This window comes from Candidatus Latescibacterota bacterium, assembly GCA_020633725.1.
Lineage (GTDB): Bacteria > Krumholzibacteriota > Krumholzibacteriia > JACNKJ01 > JACNKJ01 > VGXI01.
Window position 1 is genome coordinate 605933 of record JACKDC010000001.1, and the last position, 19172, is coordinate 625104.

17 protein-coding genes are annotated in these 19172 nt (G+C 69.5%); 15 read left to right on the forward strand and 2 right to left on the reverse strand.

Annotated features, from left to right (window positions below; all coding sequences use genetic code 11):
* Window positions 1-2: 2 nt before the first annotated feature.
* The gene (locus tag H6693_02635) at window positions 3-1928 is read right to left on the reverse strand and encodes an AAA family ATPase (protein ID MCB9515072.1); all 1926 of its coding nucleotides are present in this window, start codon (window positions 1926-1928) and stop codon (window positions 3-5) included.
* Complete coding sequence (locus H6693_02640) at window positions 1928-3118, reverse strand: glycosyltransferase family 4 protein (GenBank protein ID MCB9515073.1); 1191 nt, start codon at window positions 3116-3118, stop codon at window positions 1928-1930. Before H6693_02640 ends, H6693_02635 begins: the two co-directional genes overlap by 1 nt.
* A 200-nt stretch (window positions 3119-3318) precedes the next feature.
* Between H6693_02640 and H6693_02645 the strand changes: the two genes are divergently transcribed.
* The 15 genes from H6693_02645 to galT all read left to right on the forward strand — a co-directional run bounded on the left by H6693_02645 (window position 3319) and on the right by galT (window position 19170).
* Window positions 3319-4416 (forward strand): DegT/DnrJ/EryC1/StrS family aminotransferase, encoded by a 1098-nt coding sequence (locus H6693_02645; protein MCB9515074.1) that lies wholly within the window; start codon window positions 3319-3321, stop codon window positions 4414-4416.
* A 248-nt stretch (window positions 4417-4664) separates the two neighbouring features.
* Window positions 4665-5336 carry a sugar transferase gene (locus H6693_02650; GenBank protein MCB9515075.1) on the forward strand — a complete coding sequence of 224 codons (672 nt, stop codon included), beginning with the start codon at window positions 4665-4667 and terminating at the stop codon, window positions 5334-5336.
* 1 nt (window position 5337) lies between these two features.
* Window positions 5338-6843, forward strand: a complete 1506-nt coding sequence (locus H6693_02655; protein ID MCB9515076.1) for a glycosyltransferase family 39 protein — start codon at window positions 5338-5340, stop codon at window positions 6841-6843.
* A 178-nt stretch (window positions 6844-7021) separates the two neighbouring features.
* Window positions 7022-7705 (forward strand): polysaccharide export protein, encoded by a 684-nt coding sequence (locus H6693_02660; protein ID MCB9515077.1) that lies wholly within the window; start codon window positions 7022-7024, stop codon window positions 7703-7705.
* 11 nt (window positions 7706-7716) lie between these two features.
* On the forward strand, window positions 7717-9105 hold the full coding sequence (locus H6693_02665) for a hypothetical protein (GenBank protein ID MCB9515078.1): 1389 nt from the start codon (window positions 7717-7719) through the stop codon (window positions 9103-9105).
* 9 nt (window positions 9106-9114) lie between these two features.
* Window positions 9115-9789, forward strand: a complete 675-nt coding sequence (locus H6693_02670; protein ID MCB9515079.1) for a hypothetical protein — start codon at window positions 9115-9117, stop codon at window positions 9787-9789.
* 1 nt (window position 9790) lies between these two features.
* Window positions 9791-11278 (forward strand): O-antigen ligase family protein, encoded by a 1488-nt coding sequence (locus H6693_02675; protein MCB9515080.1) that lies wholly within the window; start codon window positions 9791-9793, stop codon window positions 11276-11278.
* Window positions 11275-12468, forward strand: coding sequence for a glycosyltransferase family 4 protein (locus H6693_02680; protein ID MCB9515081.1), 1194 nt, complete (start codon window positions 11275-11277; stop codon window positions 12466-12468). The genes H6693_02675 and H6693_02680 overlap by 4 nt, the downstream gene beginning before the upstream one ends.
* 213 nt (window positions 12469-12681) lie before the next feature.
* Window positions 12682-13356, forward strand: coding sequence for a sugar transferase (locus H6693_02685; GenBank protein ID MCB9515082.1), 675 nt, complete (start codon window positions 12682-12684; stop codon window positions 13354-13356).
* Window positions 13357-13492: 136 nt separating this feature from the next.
* On the forward strand, window positions 13493-14524 hold the full coding sequence (locus H6693_02690; protein MCB9515083.1) for a Gfo/Idh/MocA family oxidoreductase: 1032 nt from the start codon (window positions 13493-13495) through the stop codon (window positions 14522-14524).
* A 15-nt stretch (window positions 14525-14539) separates the two neighbouring features.
* Window positions 14540-15181 carry an N-acetyltransferase gene (locus H6693_02695; protein MCB9515084.1) on the forward strand — a complete coding sequence of 214 codons (642 nt, stop codon included), beginning with the start codon at window positions 14540-14542 and terminating at the stop codon, window positions 15179-15181.
* Window positions 15165-16277 (forward strand): glycosyltransferase, encoded by a 1113-nt coding sequence (locus H6693_02700; GenBank protein MCB9515085.1) that lies wholly within the window; start codon window positions 15165-15167, stop codon window positions 16275-16277. The genes H6693_02695 and H6693_02700 overlap by 17 nt, the downstream gene beginning before the upstream one ends.
* On the forward strand, window positions 16277-17527 hold the full coding sequence (locus tag H6693_02705) for a glycosyltransferase (protein MCB9515086.1): 1251 nt from the start codon (window positions 16277-16279) through the stop codon (window positions 17525-17527). The genes H6693_02700 and H6693_02705 overlap by 1 nt, the downstream gene beginning before the upstream one ends.
* 78 nt (window positions 17528-17605) lie before the next feature.
* Window positions 17606-18145, forward strand: coding sequence for an SPOR domain-containing protein (locus tag H6693_02710; protein MCB9515087.1), 540 nt, complete (start codon window positions 17606-17608; stop codon window positions 18143-18145).
* An 8-nt stretch (window positions 18146-18153) separates the two neighbouring features.
* Window positions 18154-19170: a galactose-1-phosphate uridylyltransferase gene (galT, locus tag H6693_02715; GenBank protein MCB9515088.1), complete on the forward strand. Its 1017-nt coding sequence runs from the start codon at window positions 18154-18156 to the stop codon at window positions 19168-19170.
* The last annotated feature ends 2 nt before the right edge of the window (window positions 19171-19172 follow it).

Here is a 19172-nt window from a genome sequence, read left to right on the forward strand (position 1 = left end):
TCCTAGCCGCTGGGGGTGCCGGCCACCTCGGACGTCTCCGACGCCGAGGACGTGAAGTCCGGCAGGATCAAGGGCCAGCCTACCTCGATGAGGTCGAAGTCCGTCACCTGGGGGTTCATCCGCTCCACCAGATCGAGGACCAGCACGTCGCGACGGCCCGTCGCGGCGTAGACCAGACCGATGAAGTGATCGCCCGGCCGCACGACGTAGGTCCGGCGCGGACACTGGTCGAGGATGGACTGCAGCTCCACCAGGGTCGACGCGTGCCAGAAGCGCTCGAGGAGGTTCTGGTTCCCCTCGTGATGCGTCAGCGGCGCGGGTTCCGGCGAGGCGACCGGCGAATCTGGCGCTTCCTGGGGCAGCGGGACCGACTCGTTCTCCGGCCGCCGGACGGGCAGGAAGCGGCCCGGACGGCCGTCCTCCGTCACCGCGACGGCCGGGGTGCTGGTGGCGGGGGGCGACGTGCGCGTCTGCGTCGCCGGGCGCGCGGCGGGGGGCTCGTCCATGACGTCGGACGCGGCGGGCGGCGCGGAGGACTGCGTCGCGGTGTCGAGCTGCGTCGCGCTCGGGACCGGTCGGGACGTCGCGGGCCGCTCCGCCACGGTCTCGACGGGGCGCGCAGCCACCGGCCGCTGCGTCACGCTCTCGGCAGGCCGCTGCGTCACCGCCTCGTCGGGCTGGCGCGTGTACATGGGATCGAGAATGCGCTCGCCCGTGTGCGTCGGCGCCTGGCGCGTCTCGGTGGCGCGCTCGCCGGCGTAGAGGGGATCGAGCACGGCGCTGTCGCGACGGCGCGCCAGCTCATCCGCGAGCTGCGCCGGCGACTCCGCGGGCGCCGCCTGGGCGGTGGCCGGGATCGGCATGGCGGCAGCGGGCTCGTCGGCCATCGGCTGGGGCGTGCGCTGGACCTCCCGCTGCGGCGGCAGCGAGCGGGACGTCTCGCCCGGCATGCCCTTGCGCGAGCCGAGACGGAAGCTGCCATAGAGCAGCGCGGCGATGGCCAGCGCGCCGATGATCACGGCGGGCATCAGCCAGCGACGGCTGGGCGCGGGCGCCGGGAGCGGCGGCAGCGACGGCTGCGTCGCCTCGAGCTCGGCCTTGCGCCGGGCGCTGGGCGTGGGGGCGCCGTGATCGCGGATGGCCTCGCGCGCGTGCGCGCTGAGCACCTCGCGCGAGCCGTCGGCGTAGGCGATGAGCAGCGCGTTGTCGCAGAGCACGTTGAGCTGGCGCGGGACGCCTCCGGCCGCGTGCACGAGGTGGCTGATCGCCTCCTCGCTGAAGATCCCCGCGCCCTGGTTGGGGGCGCCGGCCACGGCCAGCCGGTGGCGGATGTAGGCGCGGCTCTCGCCGGGGCTCAGCGTGTCGATCACGCCGTGCACGGCGATGCGCTGCTTGAGCTGGCGCAGCTGGGGCAGGGCCATCTTGTCGTCCAGCTCGGGCTGGCCCACGAGCACGATCTGCAGGAGCTTGTCCTTGGCCGTCTCGAGATTCGAGAGCAGCCGCAGGTTCTCGAGCAGCTCCGGCGACAGGTTCTGCGCCTCGTCGATGATCAGCGCCACGTTGCGCCCCTCGCCGAGCTGTTCGATGAGGTAGCGGTTCAGGCTCTGGAGCAGCGCGGCCCGCGTGGGCGTGCTGATCGGGATGCCCAGCTCGTGGTGGACCATCTCGAGCATGTCGGTGAAGTCGAGGCCCGTGTGGAAGACGAAGACGCTGCGAATGTCGTCGTCGAGGTTCGCCAGCAGGCTGTGGAGCAGCGTGGTCTTGCCCGTTCCCACCTCGCCCGTGACCATGATGAAGCCCTTCCGCTCGCGCACCCCGTAGATCAGGTTCGCGAAGGCCTCCTGGTGGCTCGGCGACATGTAGAGGAAATGGGGATCGGGCGTCACGTTGAACGGCTTCTCGCGCAGCCCGAAGAACTCCAGGTACATCAGCTACTCCTTGCGGGGGCGCAGAGGGCATCGACCAGGTCTAGGTAGACCTGCTTGTGCCGGTTCCAGGAATACCGCTCGCTGAAGCGCGCCGCGCCCAGGGCAAGCGCGCGCCGGCGGACGGGATCCTCGTGGAGCGCCACGATCGTTTCGGCCAGCGACTCCGGGTCCCCCGGAGTGAAGAAGGCCACCTGGGTCTCGTCGAAGTAATAGCGTATCGTGTGCGTCGGCGCCACTATTGCCGGAATTCCGAGGGTGGCGTACTCGACGAGCTTCGTCGGCAGCATGTAACGCGTGGCGATTCCCTCCCGCGTGGGGATGACCGCCAGGTCGGCGTCGGCCAGTAGCCGGGGGAGATCCTCCACCGGCACCATGCCGTCGCTGAAGCGCACCCGGTCCTGCAGGCCGAGGCGGTCCCGGAGCGCGAGCAGGGCCGGACGCTGGTCGCCGTCCCCGATCACGTCGAGGCGGAGACCGGGGATGCGCTCGCCGATCCGCGCCACGGCCTCCAGGGCCAGATCCACGCCCAGCCGCTCCGCCAGCGTGCCGTGGAAGACGAGGCGGAAGCCCGCGTCCGCCGGACGGGGCTCCCGCGGCGGCGCCGGGGGAAAGATCCGCGGGTCGGGCAGGTTCAGGAGGACCTCGATCTTCTCCGCGGGCAGGCCGTGCTCCACGAGGGCGTCGCGCTTGGTGTGCTCCGAGGTCAGGACCCGGCTGGCCAGGCGCGCGCTCAGGCGCTCTTGCAGGCGCAGGAGACGGATCAGGGGGTGGTCCGGGCCGACCCCGAACTTGCCGCGGTAGATCTCGGGCATGGTGTCGTGGATGTCCAGCACGAGCGGCCGCCCGGCGAGACGCGGCAGCAGGCCGGCGAAGGCCATGAAGTCCGGCATGTTGTTGGCGTGCACGAGCGCGTAGGCGCCGCGCAGATGGCGCCACGCCAGCGCCCAGCCGGCCATGACGAGGAAGAGGCAATAGCTGCCGACGTAGAGCAACGGATTCCCGCCGCGATAGCGCCGCAGCGGCAGATGGAGCACGCGGACGCCATGCAGGCGCTCCTCGGCGGGCTCGCCTCGCGACCGCAGACAGAAGAAGTCCACGTGGTCTCCTCTGGCGGCGAGGGCCTCGGCTTCGCGCCGCACGCGCGGGTCCGAGGCGTAGTAGGTGTAGGCGACCATCGCCACGCGGAGCATGGGGCTTTCCTTTCAGCGAGAACGTGTTACGCTATCACCCACTCTCCGGGGCGTCAACGCGGCGCGGGCGGCCGCGACTGGCACCTCTGCTGCTTCGCAAAGAAAGTGACAATCGCCGCGGCTGCGGACGCGGACGGGGACGGTCGCCCCCGCCTGCGGAATCGCGGCCCGTGCTCCGGGACGGAAGGGAACGACGTAAGATGCAGGTGCCATTCCTCGACTTGAAGGTCCAGTACCAGCAGATCAAGGACGAAATCCACCCGCTGCTGAACGACATCATGGCGCGCGGCGCCTTCATCGGCGGCGCGGCGGTCAGGGACTTCGAGACGGCCTTCGCGGCCTACTGCGGCGCGCCTCACGCCGTGGGCGTGGCCAACGGCACCGACGCGCTGCAGCTCGCCTGCAGAGCCCTGGGCCTCGGCCCCGGCGACGAGGTCATCACGGCCGCGAACACCTTCGTCGCGACGGTGGAGGCCATCGTGCTCGCCGGCGCGACGCCGGTGCTGGTGGACATGGATGCCGCCACCTACCACCTGGACATCGCCCAGGTGGAGGCCGCGATCGGCCCACGCACCCGCGCGCTGATGCCCGTGCATCTCTACGGCGACGCCGTCGACATGGACCCGCTGCTTGCGCTCGCCCGCAAGCACGGGCTCGTCGTGATCGAAGACGCCGCGCAGGCCCACGGCGCGCGCTACAAGGGCCGCCGCTGCGGGAGCATGGGGGACATGGCCGGCTTCAGCTTCTACCCGGGCAAGAACCTCGGCGCCTACGGCGACGCGGGGGCGGTGCTGGCGTCGTCACCGGAACTGGCGCAGGGTGTTCGAGAGATCGGCGACCACGGCAGCCCTCGCAAGTACCAGCACGAGCGGCTGGGCACCAACAGCCGCCTGGACGCGCTGCAGGCGGCCGTGCTGTCGGTGAAGCTCGCCCATCTCGACGCCTGGAACGCCGGCCGGCGCCGCGTGGCGGCGGCCTACGCCGAGCGCCTCGCGGGCGTGGGGGACCTGCGGCTTCCGCTGCGGCGCGAGGGGCACGAGCCCGTCTTCCACCTCTTCGTCATTCGCAGCGAGCGCGTGGCCGATATCGATGCAGCCCTCAAGGCGGCGGGGATCGGCTTCGGCTATCACTACCCGCAGCCGGTGCATCTGCAGCCGGCCTTCGCCCACCTGGGCCGGCGCGGGCAGTTCCCGGCCGCGGAGCGTGGCGCCGCGGAGATCCTCAGCCTTCCCATGTACGCCGAGCTCGCCGAGGAGCAGGTGGATCACGTCTGCGCGGTCCTGCGCTCGGTGTTCTAGGCGCAGGAAGGGCGCTGCTTTACAAGCCTGCTTCGCCTCTGCTAGACTTGATGGTCTCAACCCGCCACGGAGGCCCTTATCGCCGCTTGCTATCGTTCTCGATGACAACAGCGCTCCACTTCGGACCCGGCGCCGGCTGGCAAGCGCGCTCCTGACCCGATCCGCAGAGCAGTCAGACATCTGAGGTCGACAGCATGGCAAGAAGCGGCACCCTGCTCTCCGAGCACGACATCGACGCAGAGGCCGACATGGGCAGCGCAGGCGCGACGCCGTTCGCGCAGGACGGCGACCTGGTGGCCTTTCCCGTCCGCGATCCCTGGTACTACCGGGCCAGCAAGCGCCTCATGGACATCCTCTTCAGCGGGGTTGGCATCCTGCTGTTCCTGCCGCTGATGGTCCCGCTGGCCATCATCATCAAGCTGGAGAGCGACGGGCCGATCTTCTTCCGGCAGATCCGCGTGGGCAAGGGCAGGCGCCACTTCGTCTGCTACAAGTTCCGTTCGATGGTCGCCGACGCCGAGTCCCTCAAGGAGGAGATCAGCTACCTCAACGAGGCCGAGGGCCCCATGTTCAAGATCCGGGACGATCCCCGGATCACCCCTCTCGGCCGCTTCCTGCGCCGCAGTAGCCTGGACGAGCTGCCGCAGCTCTTCAACGTGCTCAAGGGCGACATGAGCATCGTCGGCCCGCGGCCGCAGATCCCCTCCGAGGTGGAACTCTACGAACCCTGGCACTATCGCCGGCTCGAGGTGCAGCCGGGGATCACCTGCCTCTGGCAGGTGTCGGGGCGGAGCAGCATCGGCTTCGACGAGTGGATGCGACTGGACATGGAGTACGTGAAACTGCGCAGCCTGGTGTTCGACGTGAAGCTCCTCCTGCGCACACTGCCGGCCATCATCGCCAGACGAGGCGCTTACTAGTTTGACGACAGCACTCGGGCAATCCTCCACCCGCTGGGGCGGGCACTGGCCACTGGCCTGCGCCCTGCTGCTGGGCGTGGTGTTGCGTCTCTACCACCTGACGGCCTCGGGCTTCTGGGTGGACGAGATCATCACGCTGGATGCCGTGCGCGTCGTGCGCGAGGTCAGCGCGGGCCATCTGCTGCGGGACCTGCACGGTCCGCTCTACACGGCCGCACTGGCGCTGGGCGCGGAGGCGCTCAGCGGCGAGCGGCTGCGGCTGATCTCGGCCCTGGCGGGCGCGCTGGCCGTGCTGCCGGTCCACGCCTGGGCGCGTCGCGTCTCCGGGGAGCGAAGCGCCGCGCTCGTGGCCTGGCTGGCCGCCCTCAGCCCCTTCGCGGTCTGGTACAGCCAGGAGCTGCGGAACTACAGCTTCGTCCTCCTGCTGGCGGCGAGCTGCCTCTGGGCGGCGGAGCGCTGGCGGGAGCGGGGGACCCCGCGCTGGGGGGACTTCGCGCTCTTCGTCGGCATCGCCTGGCTCGGGCTGCTGGCCAACCTGACCTTTGCGCTGCTGCTCCTCGGCCTGGCCGTGGCCCTGCTGGTGGCGGTCCCGGGGCGGCGGCGGCGACAGGCCGCCTGGCTGGGTCTGGCGGCGCTGCTGCTGGCCCTGCTCAGCCTGCCCTGGATCCGCAGCTTCGTGGAGACCATGGCGCCGCAGCGGCTGGTGCTGGACGTCCCCGGCTGGAGAGACGCCCCCCTGCGCGGCGCGCCGTCGTTCTCGCCCATGGCGCTGCCCTACACCTTCTACGCGCTGCTCATGGGCTTCAGCTGGGGACCGTCGCTGGGCGAGCTCCACGGCAGCCTGGGCGCGGCGCTGGGCCGGCATTCCCTGGCGCTGGGGGTGGCCGGGCTGGTGCTGGCGCCGCTGATGGTGCTGGGCTTTGCCCGCCAGACGCGGAGCCGGCGCTGGGAAATCGTGGCGATTCTCGCGGTCTGCCTGGGGCTCGCCACGGCGCTGGCGCTGAAGAACTTTAAGGTTTACAACGTGCGCTACGTGAGTATGGTTTGGCCGCTTCTCCTCCTGCTGCTGGCGGATGGAATCCTGGCCCTGCGCCCACGGCGATGGCGCCAGCTGGCGACGGCCCTCGTTCTCGGGCTGTTCGCCGGCTCCCTCGCCCAGTACTACTGGAATCCCGCCTACGCGAAGGAAGACGTTCGGGGCGCGGCGCGCCGCCTGGCGGCCGAGGCCGAGGCCGTGCCCGTCGTGGTGGCCGTGGTGGGGGCGCCTTTCGACTACTATTTCAGGGGTAACGTGCCCACGGCGCAGCTGTGGCCGGGCATGCGAAGCGACGATATCCGCGCCAAGGTCGCCGCGCTCGGCGAGCCCGCACGGCTCAAGCTGGTCAGCGCGCGGGACTGGGAGTGGGGCGGCAGCGAGGCCCTGCTGCGCGCGTTCACCGGCTATCGCGAGGTCGGCAGCGCAACATTGCGTGGTGTAAGGATTTACACACTGGAGAAGCGGCCGTGACGCGGCCAACTGGCATCCGACTTGCAGAATCGCGTGGTATCGCGGTCCGCGCGGCCGTTCAACGAGGGGTTGCGTCCTGATGCGGAAGGCCTTGCAGAATAGCATCTTGCACGGATGGAAGGCGGTCCCCGCCGCCCTTCTGCTCGCGCTGGTCGGTTGTGGCGGGTCGAAACCGCCGGTGACGGTCCACACCATTCACGAGGCCGCCACGCTGCAGGAGGAGGGCATCGCGGTCCCCGAGCCGCGCTACCTGCTCGGGCCCGGCGACGTCCTGCGCGCCACCTTCGTGGGGGAGACCGCCCTCGACTCGAACGTCAAGGTCAGCCCGGACGGGCGCGTGCTGCTGCCGCTGCTGGACCAGCCCATCCTCGCCGCCGGCCTGACGCTGGAAGAGCTGCAGAGCGCCATCGTGGACAGCCTGACGCGCTACCTCGTGGACCCGCAGGTCTTCGTGCATCTCGTCGAGCTGGGCAGCCAGCACGTCTTCGTGCTGGGGGAGGTGCGCACGCCGCAGCTGGCCAAGTCGGAGCCGCTCACGCTGGCGGGCGCCATCGCCGCCTGCGGCGGTCTGACGCCGGACGGGCAGAAGAAGCAGGTGATCGTCATCCGTCGCGTCCCGGGGCAGGACCCCGTGGTCTTCGACATCAACTTCTCCAAGCTGCTCAAGGGCGAGTCGCTGCTGCCGGACATTCCGCTGCAGCGCTACGACATCGTGGTCGTGCCCAAGAGCCGCGTGGCGAACCTGCGCGACTTCGTGGACGCGGCCTTCGGCAACAGCCTCGTCGCGCTGCGCTTCGGCCTCGACGCCATCGTCTTCGAGAACGCGCTGTCCAAGGAACTCAACCTCTACTACTCCAACTAGCCGGTACACCGATGGACGTTTCCGACACCCAGAACGCGCAACAGCGTCCTCAGAGCGGGCAGCAGATCACGCTGCGTGAGTTCTTCCTGGTGATCTTCCTGCACAAATGGACGATCATCGGCTCCTTCATCGTGCTCCTCCTGGCGATCATGTGGGGGCTCTCCCTGCGCCAGCGGGTCTTCGTGGCGTCGGTGAAGCTCTTCGTCAACCGCGCGCTGCCCCAGCAGGCGACGATCCGCTACGTGGGCCGTCTGCAGTGGGAAGAGGAGATCAACTCCCTCGCGGAGATGGGCCGCAGCCAGGGCGTGCTCGTGGACACGGCCCGGCGCTACGACCAGTACCGCGGCTGGGCCGACCCGCCGGAGTCGCGCACGCTGGAGATCGCCTCCGGTCTCGCGACGATGGTGGAGGTGGTGCCCGTCCAGGAGACGGACATCATCAACATCCTCGTCCGCGACACGGACGCCGACACGGCTCTCGCCCTGGCGGAGATGTACAGCCAGGGCTTCCTGAACGAGTTCCGCCGCGTTTCGCTGGAGAGCCACGGCCGCAGCTACCTCGAAGGCGCCCTGCGCGACGTGGAGGACCGCATCCGGATCGCGAAGGAGTCCAAGGCGGATCTCCAGGAGGACACGCAGCTGTTCAACTGGAACCACCAGGAGATCGCGCTCACGGAGTCGCTGCAGCAGCTCGAGCTCGATCTCGCGCGCCGGCAGCGGGAGCGCGAGCTCTACGCGCTGCAGGTGGAGCAGGAGCGGCGCTACGTCAGCGCGCCCGAGAGCACGGCCCTGACGAAGGCGCTGCGCGAGGACAATCTCGTCAACAAGAACCTCTTCGTGGTCAACGACCTGCGGATGAACCTCGCCGAGCTGCGCTCGCGCTACACCGACGATCACCGGCTGGTGCGGGCGAAGCGCGACGAGCTGCGGGAGGCCGAGGTCAATCTGGACGGCACCATCCGCGCCGTGCTGGATGAGCACGAGCTGCAGCTGGGGCAGATGAAGGCGCACGAGCGCCTGCTGACGACGGCGATCACCGAGCTCAAGGGCCAGCTCGAGAACGTGCCCGTGACGGCCGGCCGCCTGGAGTACTACGACGCGTACATCGAGCAGCAGTGGCGCCTCTACGGCGAGCTGATCACGAAGTTCAGCGACACGCAGGCCAGCGAGGCGCAGTCGATGCTGGAGAACCAGATCGTCCAGCTCGGCCCGCCGAACATCGGCGGTGTCGAGGGGGAGACTCCCAAGATCGTCACCGTGGTCGTGGCGCCGCTGTTCGCGCTGCTGCTGGCCGTGGCCATCGCCTTCATGAAGGAGGCGACGTCGCACACCTTCCAGCGCCGGGCGGAGCTGGAGGACTTCACGGGCGTGCCCGTGCTGGCCAGTTTCCGCAAGATCTGAGGGGCGAGCATGAAGCACTTCATCAAGGAGTCGGCGGCGGGCCAGCGCCCGGATCCGTCCCATTTCGACCGCCGGATCCTGCCCGAGCTGGAAGGGCTCTACTCCGCGCTGCAGCCGCTGCTCCAGGCGAAGCGTCCGTTCATCTACATGGGCGCCAGCGACCAAGGCGAGGGCGTGAGCACGGTGAGCTGGGCGCTGGCCTACTACCTGGCCATGCGCGAGGGCGAGGAGTGCCTCTTCGTCGACGGCGACATCGTCCAGCCCACGATCCGCAACACGACCGGCCTGCCCGATCACGGCCTCAGCGAGTATCTTCGTGGCGACGTGGACTTCAAACTGCTACCTTTCGCCACGGAGCTCACCGACCTGGCGGCGATCCACGCCGGGCATCTGCACCAGAGCTTCGTGAAGCTCGCCGCGGAGCAGGCGGACGCCTTCGTCTCCGAGGCCACGCGCTACTATCGAGCGGTGATCTTCAACGGCCGGGCGGGATTCGACAAGTACGTCGAGCTCTGGGGGCGGCGCGCGGATGCGGTGCTGCTGCTGGCCAGCTACCGACGCACCAAGCGGGAGATCATGCTGCAGACGCTCCGCGGCTTCAAGACGGCGGGCATCCCCGTGACGGGGATGGTCTTCAACATGCGGGAGCACCCCATTCCCGACTTCCTCTACCGCCGTCTCTGACATGTACCGCGTCGTCTTCCAGAAGCCCTCGCTGTGGAAGCGCTTCGGCGGCCTGATCTCCTTCGATCCCACCTTGCTGGTCGCCGGTTTCGTGGGGATCCTCATGGGGTTGGCCTTCTTCGGCGGCAACTGGATGCAGGTGCTCGTCGTCAGCCTGGTGCCCTTCATCCTCTACGCCGTCGTCAAGAACACCATGGCGATGTTCCTGGTCTGGATCGGCACCTCGCCGATCCTCACCAACTTCGTCCGCATCGACATGGGCGCCGGCATTCCGGACATCACCGTGGACCGCGTGGCCTCGCTGCTCCTTCTCATGGCGCTCGTCTTCCAGGTCGCCCTGAAGATGCGGACGCTGCGCCGCATGGCGCCGGTGGAGTGGGTGATGCTCGCGATCTTCCTCGTGCTGTTGCCGGGCGTCGCGCGCGCGCGGGAGCCGGTGGCGGCCGGCCAGCTCATCTACGACCAGATCCTCACGCCCTTCATCGCCTTCTTCCTGGCGAAGAACCTCCTGACCTCGGAACGGGAGATCCGCGCCCTCGTGCTGACGCTGGGCATCGTGACGCTCTACTGCGCCGTGCTTGGCTTCCAGGAGCACTTCACCGAGTACAGCTTCTTCACGGACAACAACAAGCTGACCTGGCAGCAGGAGGGGATGGCCGACCGCATCCAGGGCCCCTTCAACTCGCCCCAGGTGCTGGGGACGGTCATGGTCGGGGGCATCGTCTTCTTCTTCTACCTCATGGTGAACGCGCGCTCGCTCTCCCGGCGGCTGCTGTCCCTGGGCATCCTGGTCATCTATTCGGTCGCGATCTACTGGACCTATCGCCGCTCGGTGTGGATGGGCTACGGGGCGACGCTCATCTTCCTCAGCGTGCTGGACCGGCGCTTCCGCAAGCCGGTGATGATCGCGATGCTCCTGGGCACCACGGTGTTCTTGCTGAACCTCAAGACCATCGAGGAGTCGCAGGTCTTCCAGGAGCGCATGGCGAACTCGCGCACGGTGAACGACCGCTACATCGTCTGGCTGACGTCCTACGAGATCGCCCGCCGCTTCCCTGTCTTCGGCACGGGCTTCGGCTGGTTCAGCTTCTACTATGACAAGTACTTCACCTTCTACGGCAACACCGTGAGCACGCCTTACGCGCACGGCATCACCTCGCCGCACAACTCGTACATCCGCCTCTGGGTGGAGGGCGGCGTCGTGCTGGTCGTGCCCTACCTGCTGATGCTCGTGTTCATGGTGCGGCGAATGCTGCAGCTCCTCTCGGGACGGCTCGTCCATCCCACCACGGGGACGATGGAGGTGATGGTCCTCATGGGGATGGCCATCACCCAGTACGTGCAGGCCCTGACCACGGACATGCTCTTTCACGCCGAGTACCCGACGATCATGATGTTCATGATCGCGGGCGTCCTGTTCCAGGATTGCACGAGGGTGCCGAAGCGCGGCCATGCGCCCGCCCTCGGCCGCGGCCTGCAGACCCCGTGAGACTCGCGATCCTGGCCCCGGGCGCGTCGCCCGCCTTCCTGCCCGAATCCCGGCAAGGCGTGGGCGGCGCGGAGCGCCAGCTCGCGTCCCTCGCCAGGGGGCTCGTCGCCCGCGGTCACGACGTGGACGTGCTGGTGGCCGCCGGCCCGGCCCTGGATCCCGAGCGGCCGCGGATCGTCGACGGCGTTCGCCTCTGGCCGAGCTTTCCCGCGGGCGGCCTGCCCGTCTTCAAGCTGATCCACCCCAAGGGGACCGCGCTCGCGGCCTTCCTGCGGCGCCGCGGCAGCGAGCTGCTGTTGCAGCGGGGGGCGTCGGAACTGACGGGCCTGGGGCGCGCGGTCACGGGCCTGCTCGGGCTGCCCTTCGTCTTCGCGTCGGCCAGCGACAGCGACTTCGTCCCCGGGCGCGAACTGCTTCCGCATCCCCAGGACCGGGTGCTCTTCCGTCAGGGTGTGGCGCGGGCGGACGCCATCGTCCTGCAGTCGGCGCGGCAGCGTCTGGCCCTGCGCCGTGCGCAGGGACGGGAGGGTTACGTCCTGCGCTCGTTCATGGGGGGGCCGCTGCCGCCGCGGCCGGCGCTGCCCGGCGGGAGGGCCGTCCTCTGGGGCGGCAACCTGCGGCCCGTAAAGCGCCCCGAGTGGCTTCTCGCCCTCGCCGACGCCCTGCCCGACCAGCGCTTCATCGTCTTCGGGGGCGTGGTCGCCGGGCAGGAGCGCTATGCGGCGCCTATTCAGCGCGCCTTGAATGCGCGGGCGAACGTGGACTACCGGGGCGCGGTGGCGCCCGAGGCGCTGCCGGGGATCGTGGCCGAGTGCGGGGTCCTGCTCATCACGTCGATCACCGAGGGCTTTCCCAACACGCTGCTCGAGGCCTGGAGCGGAGGGCTCGAAGTGGTCTCCACGGTCGATCCGGACAGGCTGCTCGCCGAGCGTGGCCTGGGGCTCGTGGGGAGGACGCTGGGCGAGCTCCAGGCGGGGTTGAAGGCGGCGGCGGCGGCGGGCGAAGTGGAGAAGGACGCCCGCCGTCGGCGCGCCTGGGAGCACCTGCGGCAGGAGCATGATTCCGCAGCGCTCCTGGAGAAGTGGGAGGGCGTCTTGCAAGGGGCCATCCGCGAGGTCCGTGGCTCCACGAGCACAGTTGCCGCGTCCGGCGGGCCTCAAGAAAGCCCGGGGCTCCTGCCTTTCCGGTAGATGCCGATCGAAGGGCTATGCTATACTGGGCGCGTTCAGCTGGAACGACATCCTTAGGTGACACTCGCTGAAACCGCTGGAGGCACTATCGAGCGATAGCTAACGACCTGTTCTGCCAGGCTTGAATCGCATCTCAGCTGTTCATCGAGGAGTTCGAGCTTGAAAAAGACTTCGATGGTGGCCAACTCCGCGGCGGAAGGCTATGGGGTCACCATGCAACCCCACTTGACCCTGGTTGCAGCCCCCGCCGTCTCTGGTGCCTACCAGCGAGGAGCCCTCGCCAAGCGAGCGTTCGACATCGTCGCCGCTGGGCTGGGTCTCGTCATCCTGTCGCCCCTGTTGCTGCTGGTGTACCTGGGTGTACGCCTCAGTTCCAGGGGACCCGCCATTTATACCCAGCGCCGTGTGGGGTTGGGGGGCCGTTGCTTCAACTTCTTCAAGTTCCGGACGATGGTGCATCGAAGCGACGACTCCATCCACCGCGCCTACTCCGAGCGGCTGATCAACGGCTGGAACGCCCGCCACGACAGCCGTGCCTTCAAGATGACGGACGACCCCCGCATCACGCCCATCGGCCGCTTCCTGCGCAAGTGCAGTCTCGACGAACTGCCGCAGCTCTTCAACGTGCTGCGCGGGGACATGAGCCTGGTGGGGCCGCGCCCTCCCATCGAGTACGAGGTCGAGTACTACCACGAGTGGCACAAGCAGCGCCTGCAGGCGAAGCCGGGCATCAGCGGCCTCTGGCAGGTCAGCGGCCGCAGCCAGGTGCCCTTCGACGAGATGGTGATGCTCGACATCCACTACATGGAGAACTGGTCCTTCCTGCTCGACCTCAAGATCCTGCTGCGCACGATCCCGGTGGTCATCTTCGGGGTCGGGGGGTATTGAGCGTCGTTCTTGCTAGATTCCCAGTCATGAGCGACCTGTCCCGGGGCACGATCCGGCATGGGCACGGGGCTGGGCGAGAGAGGCCGGCCCGGTCCCGCTGCGGGATGCGCCGACCGGCGGCCACGTGAGGAGAGCCATGATCAGCATCGGTGTCGTGGGGGCGGGCTACTGGGGCCCCAATCTCATCCGGAACTTCGTGAATCAGAGCGGCGCCCAGGTGACGCGCGTCAGCGACCTGTCCCGCGAGCGGCTTCAGCACATGGAGCGGCTCTACCCCTTCCTCGACACCACGCAGGACTACCGCGAGCTGATCGAGGACCCGGGCCTGGACGCCATCGTGATCGCGACGCCGGTGACCAGCCACGCCAAGATCGCGCGCGAGGCGATCGAGGCCGGCAAGCACATCTTCGTCGAGAAGCCCCTCACCAACAGCGCCGAGGACAGCCTGCAGCTGGTGAAGCTCGCGCGCGAACGGGGGCTGGCCGGGATGGTGGGGCACACGTTCATCTATTCGCCCGCCGTGCTCAAGATCAAGGAGCTGCTCGACTCCGGCGAGCTGGGCGAGGTCTACTACATGAGCTCGACGCGCGTGAACCTGGGGCTCTTCCAGGAGGACATCAACGTGGTCTGGGACCTCGCGCCCCACGACCTGTCGATCTTCAACTTCCTGCTGGGCGCGGAGCCGGAGCGGGTGCAGGGCGTCGGGCACAGCTACATCCAGCCCGGCATCGAGGACGTCGCCTTCCTCACCTACGGCTTCCCCGGCGGACGTCTCGCCCACGTGCACGTGAGCTGGCTGGATCCGAACAAGATCCGGCGCATCACCGTGGTGGGCTCGAAGAAGATGCTCGTCTACGACGACACGTCGAACGTGGAGAAGATCCGCGTCTACGACAAGGGCGTCGACGTGCACCGCCACTACGACACCTTCGGCGAGTTCCAGCTGGCCTATCGCTTCGGCGACATCCACATCCCCAAGCTGGACGACGGCGAGCCTCTCAAGGCCGAGACCGCCCACTTCCTCGAGTGCATCCGCCAGGGGGTGCCCTGCCAGTCAGGACTCGAGCACGGGCATCAGGTCGTCTGCGCGCTGGAGGCCGGGTGCACGTCCATTCGCGAGGGTGGACGCCGCGTCGAAATCGACTACAATCTGTCGAAGGCGATCTGACCAGGGGGCGACGCCATGGAGGGTGAGCCGCTGATCCCGGAGCACGTGCGCCTGGAGGCGCCGCGCCATCTCGATCCCAACGTGCTGCTGGGCTACCGCACCGGACGTCGCGACGTCCCGCTGGAGCTGCTGATCGGCGCGGGCGCGCACCTGCGCTCGGGAACGGTGATCTATCAAGGCAGCCGCATCGGGGCCGGGCTCGAGACGGGCCACAACGTCGTCATCCGCGAGCAGAACAGCATCGGCGAGCACCTGTCGGTGTGGAACAACACCGTCATCGACTATGGCTGCGTGATCGGCAACGGCGTCAAGATCCACAGCAATTGCTACATCGCGCAGTTCACGGAGATCGGCGACGGGGCCTTCCTCGCCCCGGGCGTGACCATCGCCAACGATCCCCACCCGGGCTGCCCGCAGTCGGCCGAGTGCATGCGCGGGCCGATCATCGAGGCCGGCGCGCAGATCGGCGTGAACGTCACCCTGCTGCCCATGGTGCGCATCGGCGCGCGGGCGCTGGTGGGCAGCGGCGCGGTGGTGACGCGCGACGTGCCGCCGGAGACGGTGGTCTACGGCAACCCGGCGCGCGTGGGGCGCTCGATCTACGCGCTCGGCTGTCCCGTGGATCTGCGCGAACGACCCTATGACCCACCCGACTGAGCTGTCGATCCGCCGCCTGCTCGTCCTGGCCTCCACACTGGGCGTGGGCGGCGGCGAGAAGGTGCTGGCCAGCCTGCTGCGCGGACTGCGCGCGGCGGGTGTCTCGGTGGAGCTCTGCTACCTCAAGTCGCCGGGGCCGGTAGGGGAGGCGCTCGCCGCCGACGGCTGCGCGAGCCATGCGCTCGGACTGGCCGACACGCGTTCGCCGCGCGCCCTGCCGGCGCTCCTGCGCCTGCTGCGCGAGCGACAGCCTGATCTCCTCTACGTCCAGGACCACCACGACTGCCTCTTCTGGGGACGCCTGGCGGCGGCGCTTCACGGCTTCCTGCCGACGCTCTCGCCGGTGCACAGCTCGGCCGCCGGGCGCCTGCGCGCCTACCGTCTCTACAACCGACTCCTGCTCGGCCTGAGTCCGAACCTCGCGACCCTCGGGGGCTGGCAGGAGCGGGCCCTGGAGCGGCGCGAGGGCGTTCCGCGCGGGCTGTGGCGGCGCATCCCGAATCCTGTCCCCGATCTCGAGCGATTCCTGGCGACGGAGGTCCCCGCCCAGCGCCAGGGCGGCGCCGTGGAGCTGGTCTGCGTCGCCGGGCTGCGCCCGGAGAAGCGCCTGGAGCGGCTGCTGCGGCTCGTCGACGCCCTGCGGCGCCGACGCACCGCCCGTCTCACCCTGATCGGCGACGGACCGGAGCGGCCCCGCCTCGAGGCGCTGGCGGGAGAACTCGGGCTGGGCGGATCGCTGCGGCTGCTGGGGCAGCGCGACGACATCGCCGCCCTGCTGCCCGACCACGACCTCTTCGTGCTCGGCAGCGAGGAGGAGGCGCTGCCGCTGAGCGTGCTCGAGGCCCAGGCGGCGGGACTGCCGGTGGCAGCGCCCCCGCACGGGGCGCTGCCGGAGCTTCTCGGCGGCGAGCGCGGGCTGCTGCTGAACGGCGACGACCCCGCGCACTGGGCGGAGCAGATCGACCGCTTCCTCGTCGCGCCCCCGTCCCCGGCGGCGAGGGAGGCGCTGCGGCGGCGCGTGGCCCGGGACCATGCGCCGGAGCGATTCACCGCGCGCTACGGACGCTTCCTGGCCGCGCTCGGAGGGCAGGGCTGATGCGGGTTCTGCAGGTCAACAAGTTCCTCTACCGGAAGGGCGGGGCGGAGATCGTCTGCCTCGGTCTGGGCGACGCCCTGCGGGCGGCCGGCCACGAGGTCTGCTACTTCGGCATGGACGACCCGCGCAACGTCGCGACGGATGACGCCGACCTCTACCCGGCGACCGTGGACTACCACGCCCGGCGCGGCGCGCTGCGCAAGGCGCGCGAGGCGATGCGCACGATCTACGGCGTCCAGGCGCGCCGCGGCATGGCGGCGCTGCTGGATCGTCGACGCCCCGCGATCGTGCATGCGCACAACATCTACCATCAGCTCACCCCGTCGATCCTGGCGCCTGCGCGGGACCGCGGCATCCCGGTGCTGCTGACCTTGCACGACCTGAAGCTGCAGTGCCCGGTCTACCTGTTCCTGCGCGACGGCAAGCTCTGCGAGGAGTGCCTCGGGCGCATGCCCTGGCCGGTGCTCGCGCATCGCTGCAAGGACGGCGGCCTCGCGGAGAGCGCGGTGCTCTTCGCGGAGGCGGCCCTGCACCGATTGCTCGGGAGCTATGCGCGCGGCGTGACGCTCTTCACCGCGCCGAGCGTTTTCCTGCGCGAGAAGATGATCGCCGGCGGGGTGCCGGCCGAGCGCATCGTCCACCTGCCGAATGCGCTGCCCTTCGGCGAGGACGTCCTCGCCGCGCCCTACGCGCCGCCGCCCCGGCGCGATCGCCCGCGGCTCTTCTGGGCGGGGCGGGTGAGCCCGGAGAAGGGTCTCGGCACGCTGCTGCGGGCTGTCGCGCGCTGCGACGCGCCGGTGGAGCTCCAGCTCGCTGGAGACGGCCCCGCCGACGCGGCCCTGCGCGCGCTGGCGGACGAGCTCGGTCTTCGCGACCGCGTCGAGTGGCTGGGGCGGCTGCCCCGCGGCGACATCGCGGCGCGGGTGCGCGAGGCCGACGGCTGCATCGTCCCCAGCGAGTGCTACGAGAACGCGCCGCTCTCCGTGCTCGAGTCGATGGCGCTGGGGCGGGCCCCGCTGGTCAGCGATCTGGGCGGGCTGCCCGAACTGGTGGACGACGACAGCGGCTGGCGCTTTTCCGCGGGCGATCCCGCAGCCCTGGCGGCCTGCCTGGCGGCGTGGGCGGCGGACCCGTCGGAGAGGGAGCGCCGAGGCCGCGCCGCCCACGCGAACGCCCGGGCGCGCTTCTCGCCGCAAGTGGTTCTGGACCAGACCCTTGCGCTCTACGAGCGCGCCCTGCGGAACGCCTGAACCCGCCGGAATCCTGTTGCCAGTCCCAGGGGCGGCTGCTATCCTCCCGCCGCTCGTGGCCACAGGGAGGAGAGAAAAATGTTCAAGCGCAGCCTCGTGCTGCTGGCGCTGCCGTTGGCGCTGAGCGCCTGCAGTTCCAAGCAGCCCATCCAGAGCGATCCCTGGATGGACAGCCCGGACACCCCGGAGACCTACACCGCCAGCAGCGACACGCTGACCTACGACTTCCTCGCCGAGGAGGGCGTGGCCGCGGCCGACGCGGTGCCCGCCGAGGCGGACCTTCCGGTGGAGGACACGGCGCCGCCTTCGACGCCCATCCCGGCCTCCGCGCCCGCGCCCCAGGAACTGGCCGCGGCGCCCCTGCCCGTGGAGAGCGCGGCGCCCGCCGCGTCCGGCCCGCTCTTCTACGTGCAGATCTTTGCCAGCGGCAACCGGCAGAGCGCCGAGGAGGTGGCCCTCGAGGCGGACTCCCGCTTCGACAAGCCCGTGCGCATCCTCTTCCTGGACCCCTACTACAAGGTCCTGGTGGGGGGCTTCACCGAGCGCGATGACGCGGTGATCCTGCGCCGGGATCTGACCGAGATGGGCTACAAGGACGCCTGGATCTTCGAGCGCTAGTCGGTCACATGCCTGAGCTGCGCAAGGACCCGGTCATCGGCCGCTGGGTGATCATCGCCAGCGAGCGGGGCAAGCGCCCCATGGATTTCCCTCACCGCCCCGCGCGGCAGCGGGGCGGTTTCTGCCCGTTCTGTCCTGGCAACGAGGACAAGACCCCCCCGGAGATCTTCGCGCTCCGCCGCGACGCCGTGCCCAACGGCCCGGACTGGCAGGTGCGGGTCGTGCCCAACAAGTTCCCCGCCCTGGTGATCGAGGGCGAGCTGAAGCGCCGGGGCGTGGGGCTCTACGACGTGGTGGACGGCGTCGGCGCGCACGAGGTCATCATCGACTCGCCGGAGCACGACCGCAGCTTCGGCGACATGAGCGCCGAGCACATCGCCAACGTGATCGAGGCCTATCGGCTGCGCCAGCTCGACCTGGCGCGGGACCGGCGCTTCCGCTACATCCTCATCTTCAAGAACCATGGCGAGGAAGCGGGGGCGAGCCTCGAGCACTCGCACACGCAGCTGATCGCCACGCCGATCGTGCCCAAGCGCGTGATGGAGGAGCTGGAGGGCGCCAAGCGGCACTTCGAGCTCAAGGAGCGCTGCATCTTCTGCGACATCATCGACCAGGAGCTCTTCGACGGGCGGCGCGTGATCCTGGAGACGGAGCACTTCCTCGTGATCTCGCCCTTCGCCGCGCGCTTTCCCTTCGAGACGTGGATCCTGCCGCGCGCGCACGAAGCGCACTTCCACCGGCTGGGGGACGCGGCGCGCCTCGATCTGGCGCAGGTGCTGCGCACGGTGCTGCGCAAGCTGAACCTCGCGCTGGATCAGCCCGCCTACAACTACATCATCCACACGGCGCCCATCAACGACGGGGTCGACTGGCACTTCCACTGGCACCTCGAGCTGATGCCGAAGCTCACGAAGGTGGCTGGCTTCGAGTGGGGGAGCGGGTTCTACATCAACCCCACGCCTCCGGAAGACGCGGCGGACTATCTGCGCAAGCTGAGCCTCGCCGCCGAATCGCAGAGCGGCTAGCC

Bases quoted from the DNA above. Each gene is read 5' to 3' on its own strand.
- H6693_02675 (MCB9515080.1), top strand. From the start codon at position 9,791: ATGTACCGCGTCGTCTTCCAGAAGCCCTCGCTGTGGAAGCGCTTCGGC.
- H6693_02685 (MCB9515082.1), top strand. From the start codon at position 12,682: ATGCAACCCCACTTGACCCTGGTTGCAGCCCCCGCCGTCTCTGGTGCC.
- H6693_02665 (MCB9515078.1), top strand. From the start codon at position 7,717: ATGGACGTTTCCGACACCCAGAACGCGCAACAGCGTCCTCAGAGCGGG.
- galT (MCB9515088.1), top strand. From the start codon at position 18,154: ATGCCTGAGCTGCGCAAGGACCCGGTCATCGGCCGCTGGGTGATCATC.
- H6693_02695 (MCB9515084.1), top strand. From the start codon at position 14,540: ATGGAGGGTGAGCCGCTGATCCCGGAGCACGTGCGCCTGGAGGCGCCG.
- H6693_02650 (MCB9515075.1), top strand. From the start codon at position 4,665: ATGGGCAGCGCAGGCGCGACGCCGTTCGCGCAGGACGGCGACCTGGTG.
- H6693_02705 (MCB9515086.1), top strand. From the start codon at position 16,277: ATGCGGGTTCTGCAGGTCAACAAGTTCCTCTACCGGAAGGGCGGGGCG.
- H6693_02710 (MCB9515087.1), top strand. From the start codon at position 17,606: ATGTTCAAGCGCAGCCTCGTGCTGCTGGCGCTGCCGTTGGCGCTGAGC.
- H6693_02700 (MCB9515085.1), top strand. From the start codon at position 15,165: ATGACCCACCCGACTGAGCTGTCGATCCGCCGCCTGCTCGTCCTGGCC.
- H6693_02640 (MCB9515073.1), bottom strand. From the start codon at position 3,118: ATGCTCCGCGTGGCGATGGTCGCCTACACCTACTACGCCTCGGACCCG.
- H6693_02635 (MCB9515072.1), bottom strand. From the start codon at position 1,928: ATGTACCTGGAGTTCTTCGGGCTGCGCGAGAAGCCGTTCAACGTGACG.
- H6693_02690 (MCB9515083.1), top strand. From the start codon at position 13,493: ATGATCAGCATCGGTGTCGTGGGGGCGGGCTACTGGGGCCCCAATCTC.
- H6693_02670 (MCB9515079.1), top strand. From the start codon at position 9,115: ATGAAGCACTTCATCAAGGAGTCGGCGGCGGGCCAGCGCCCGGATCCG.
- H6693_02645 (MCB9515074.1), top strand. From the start codon at position 3,319: ATGCAGGTGCCATTCCTCGACTTGAAGGTCCAGTACCAGCAGATCAAG.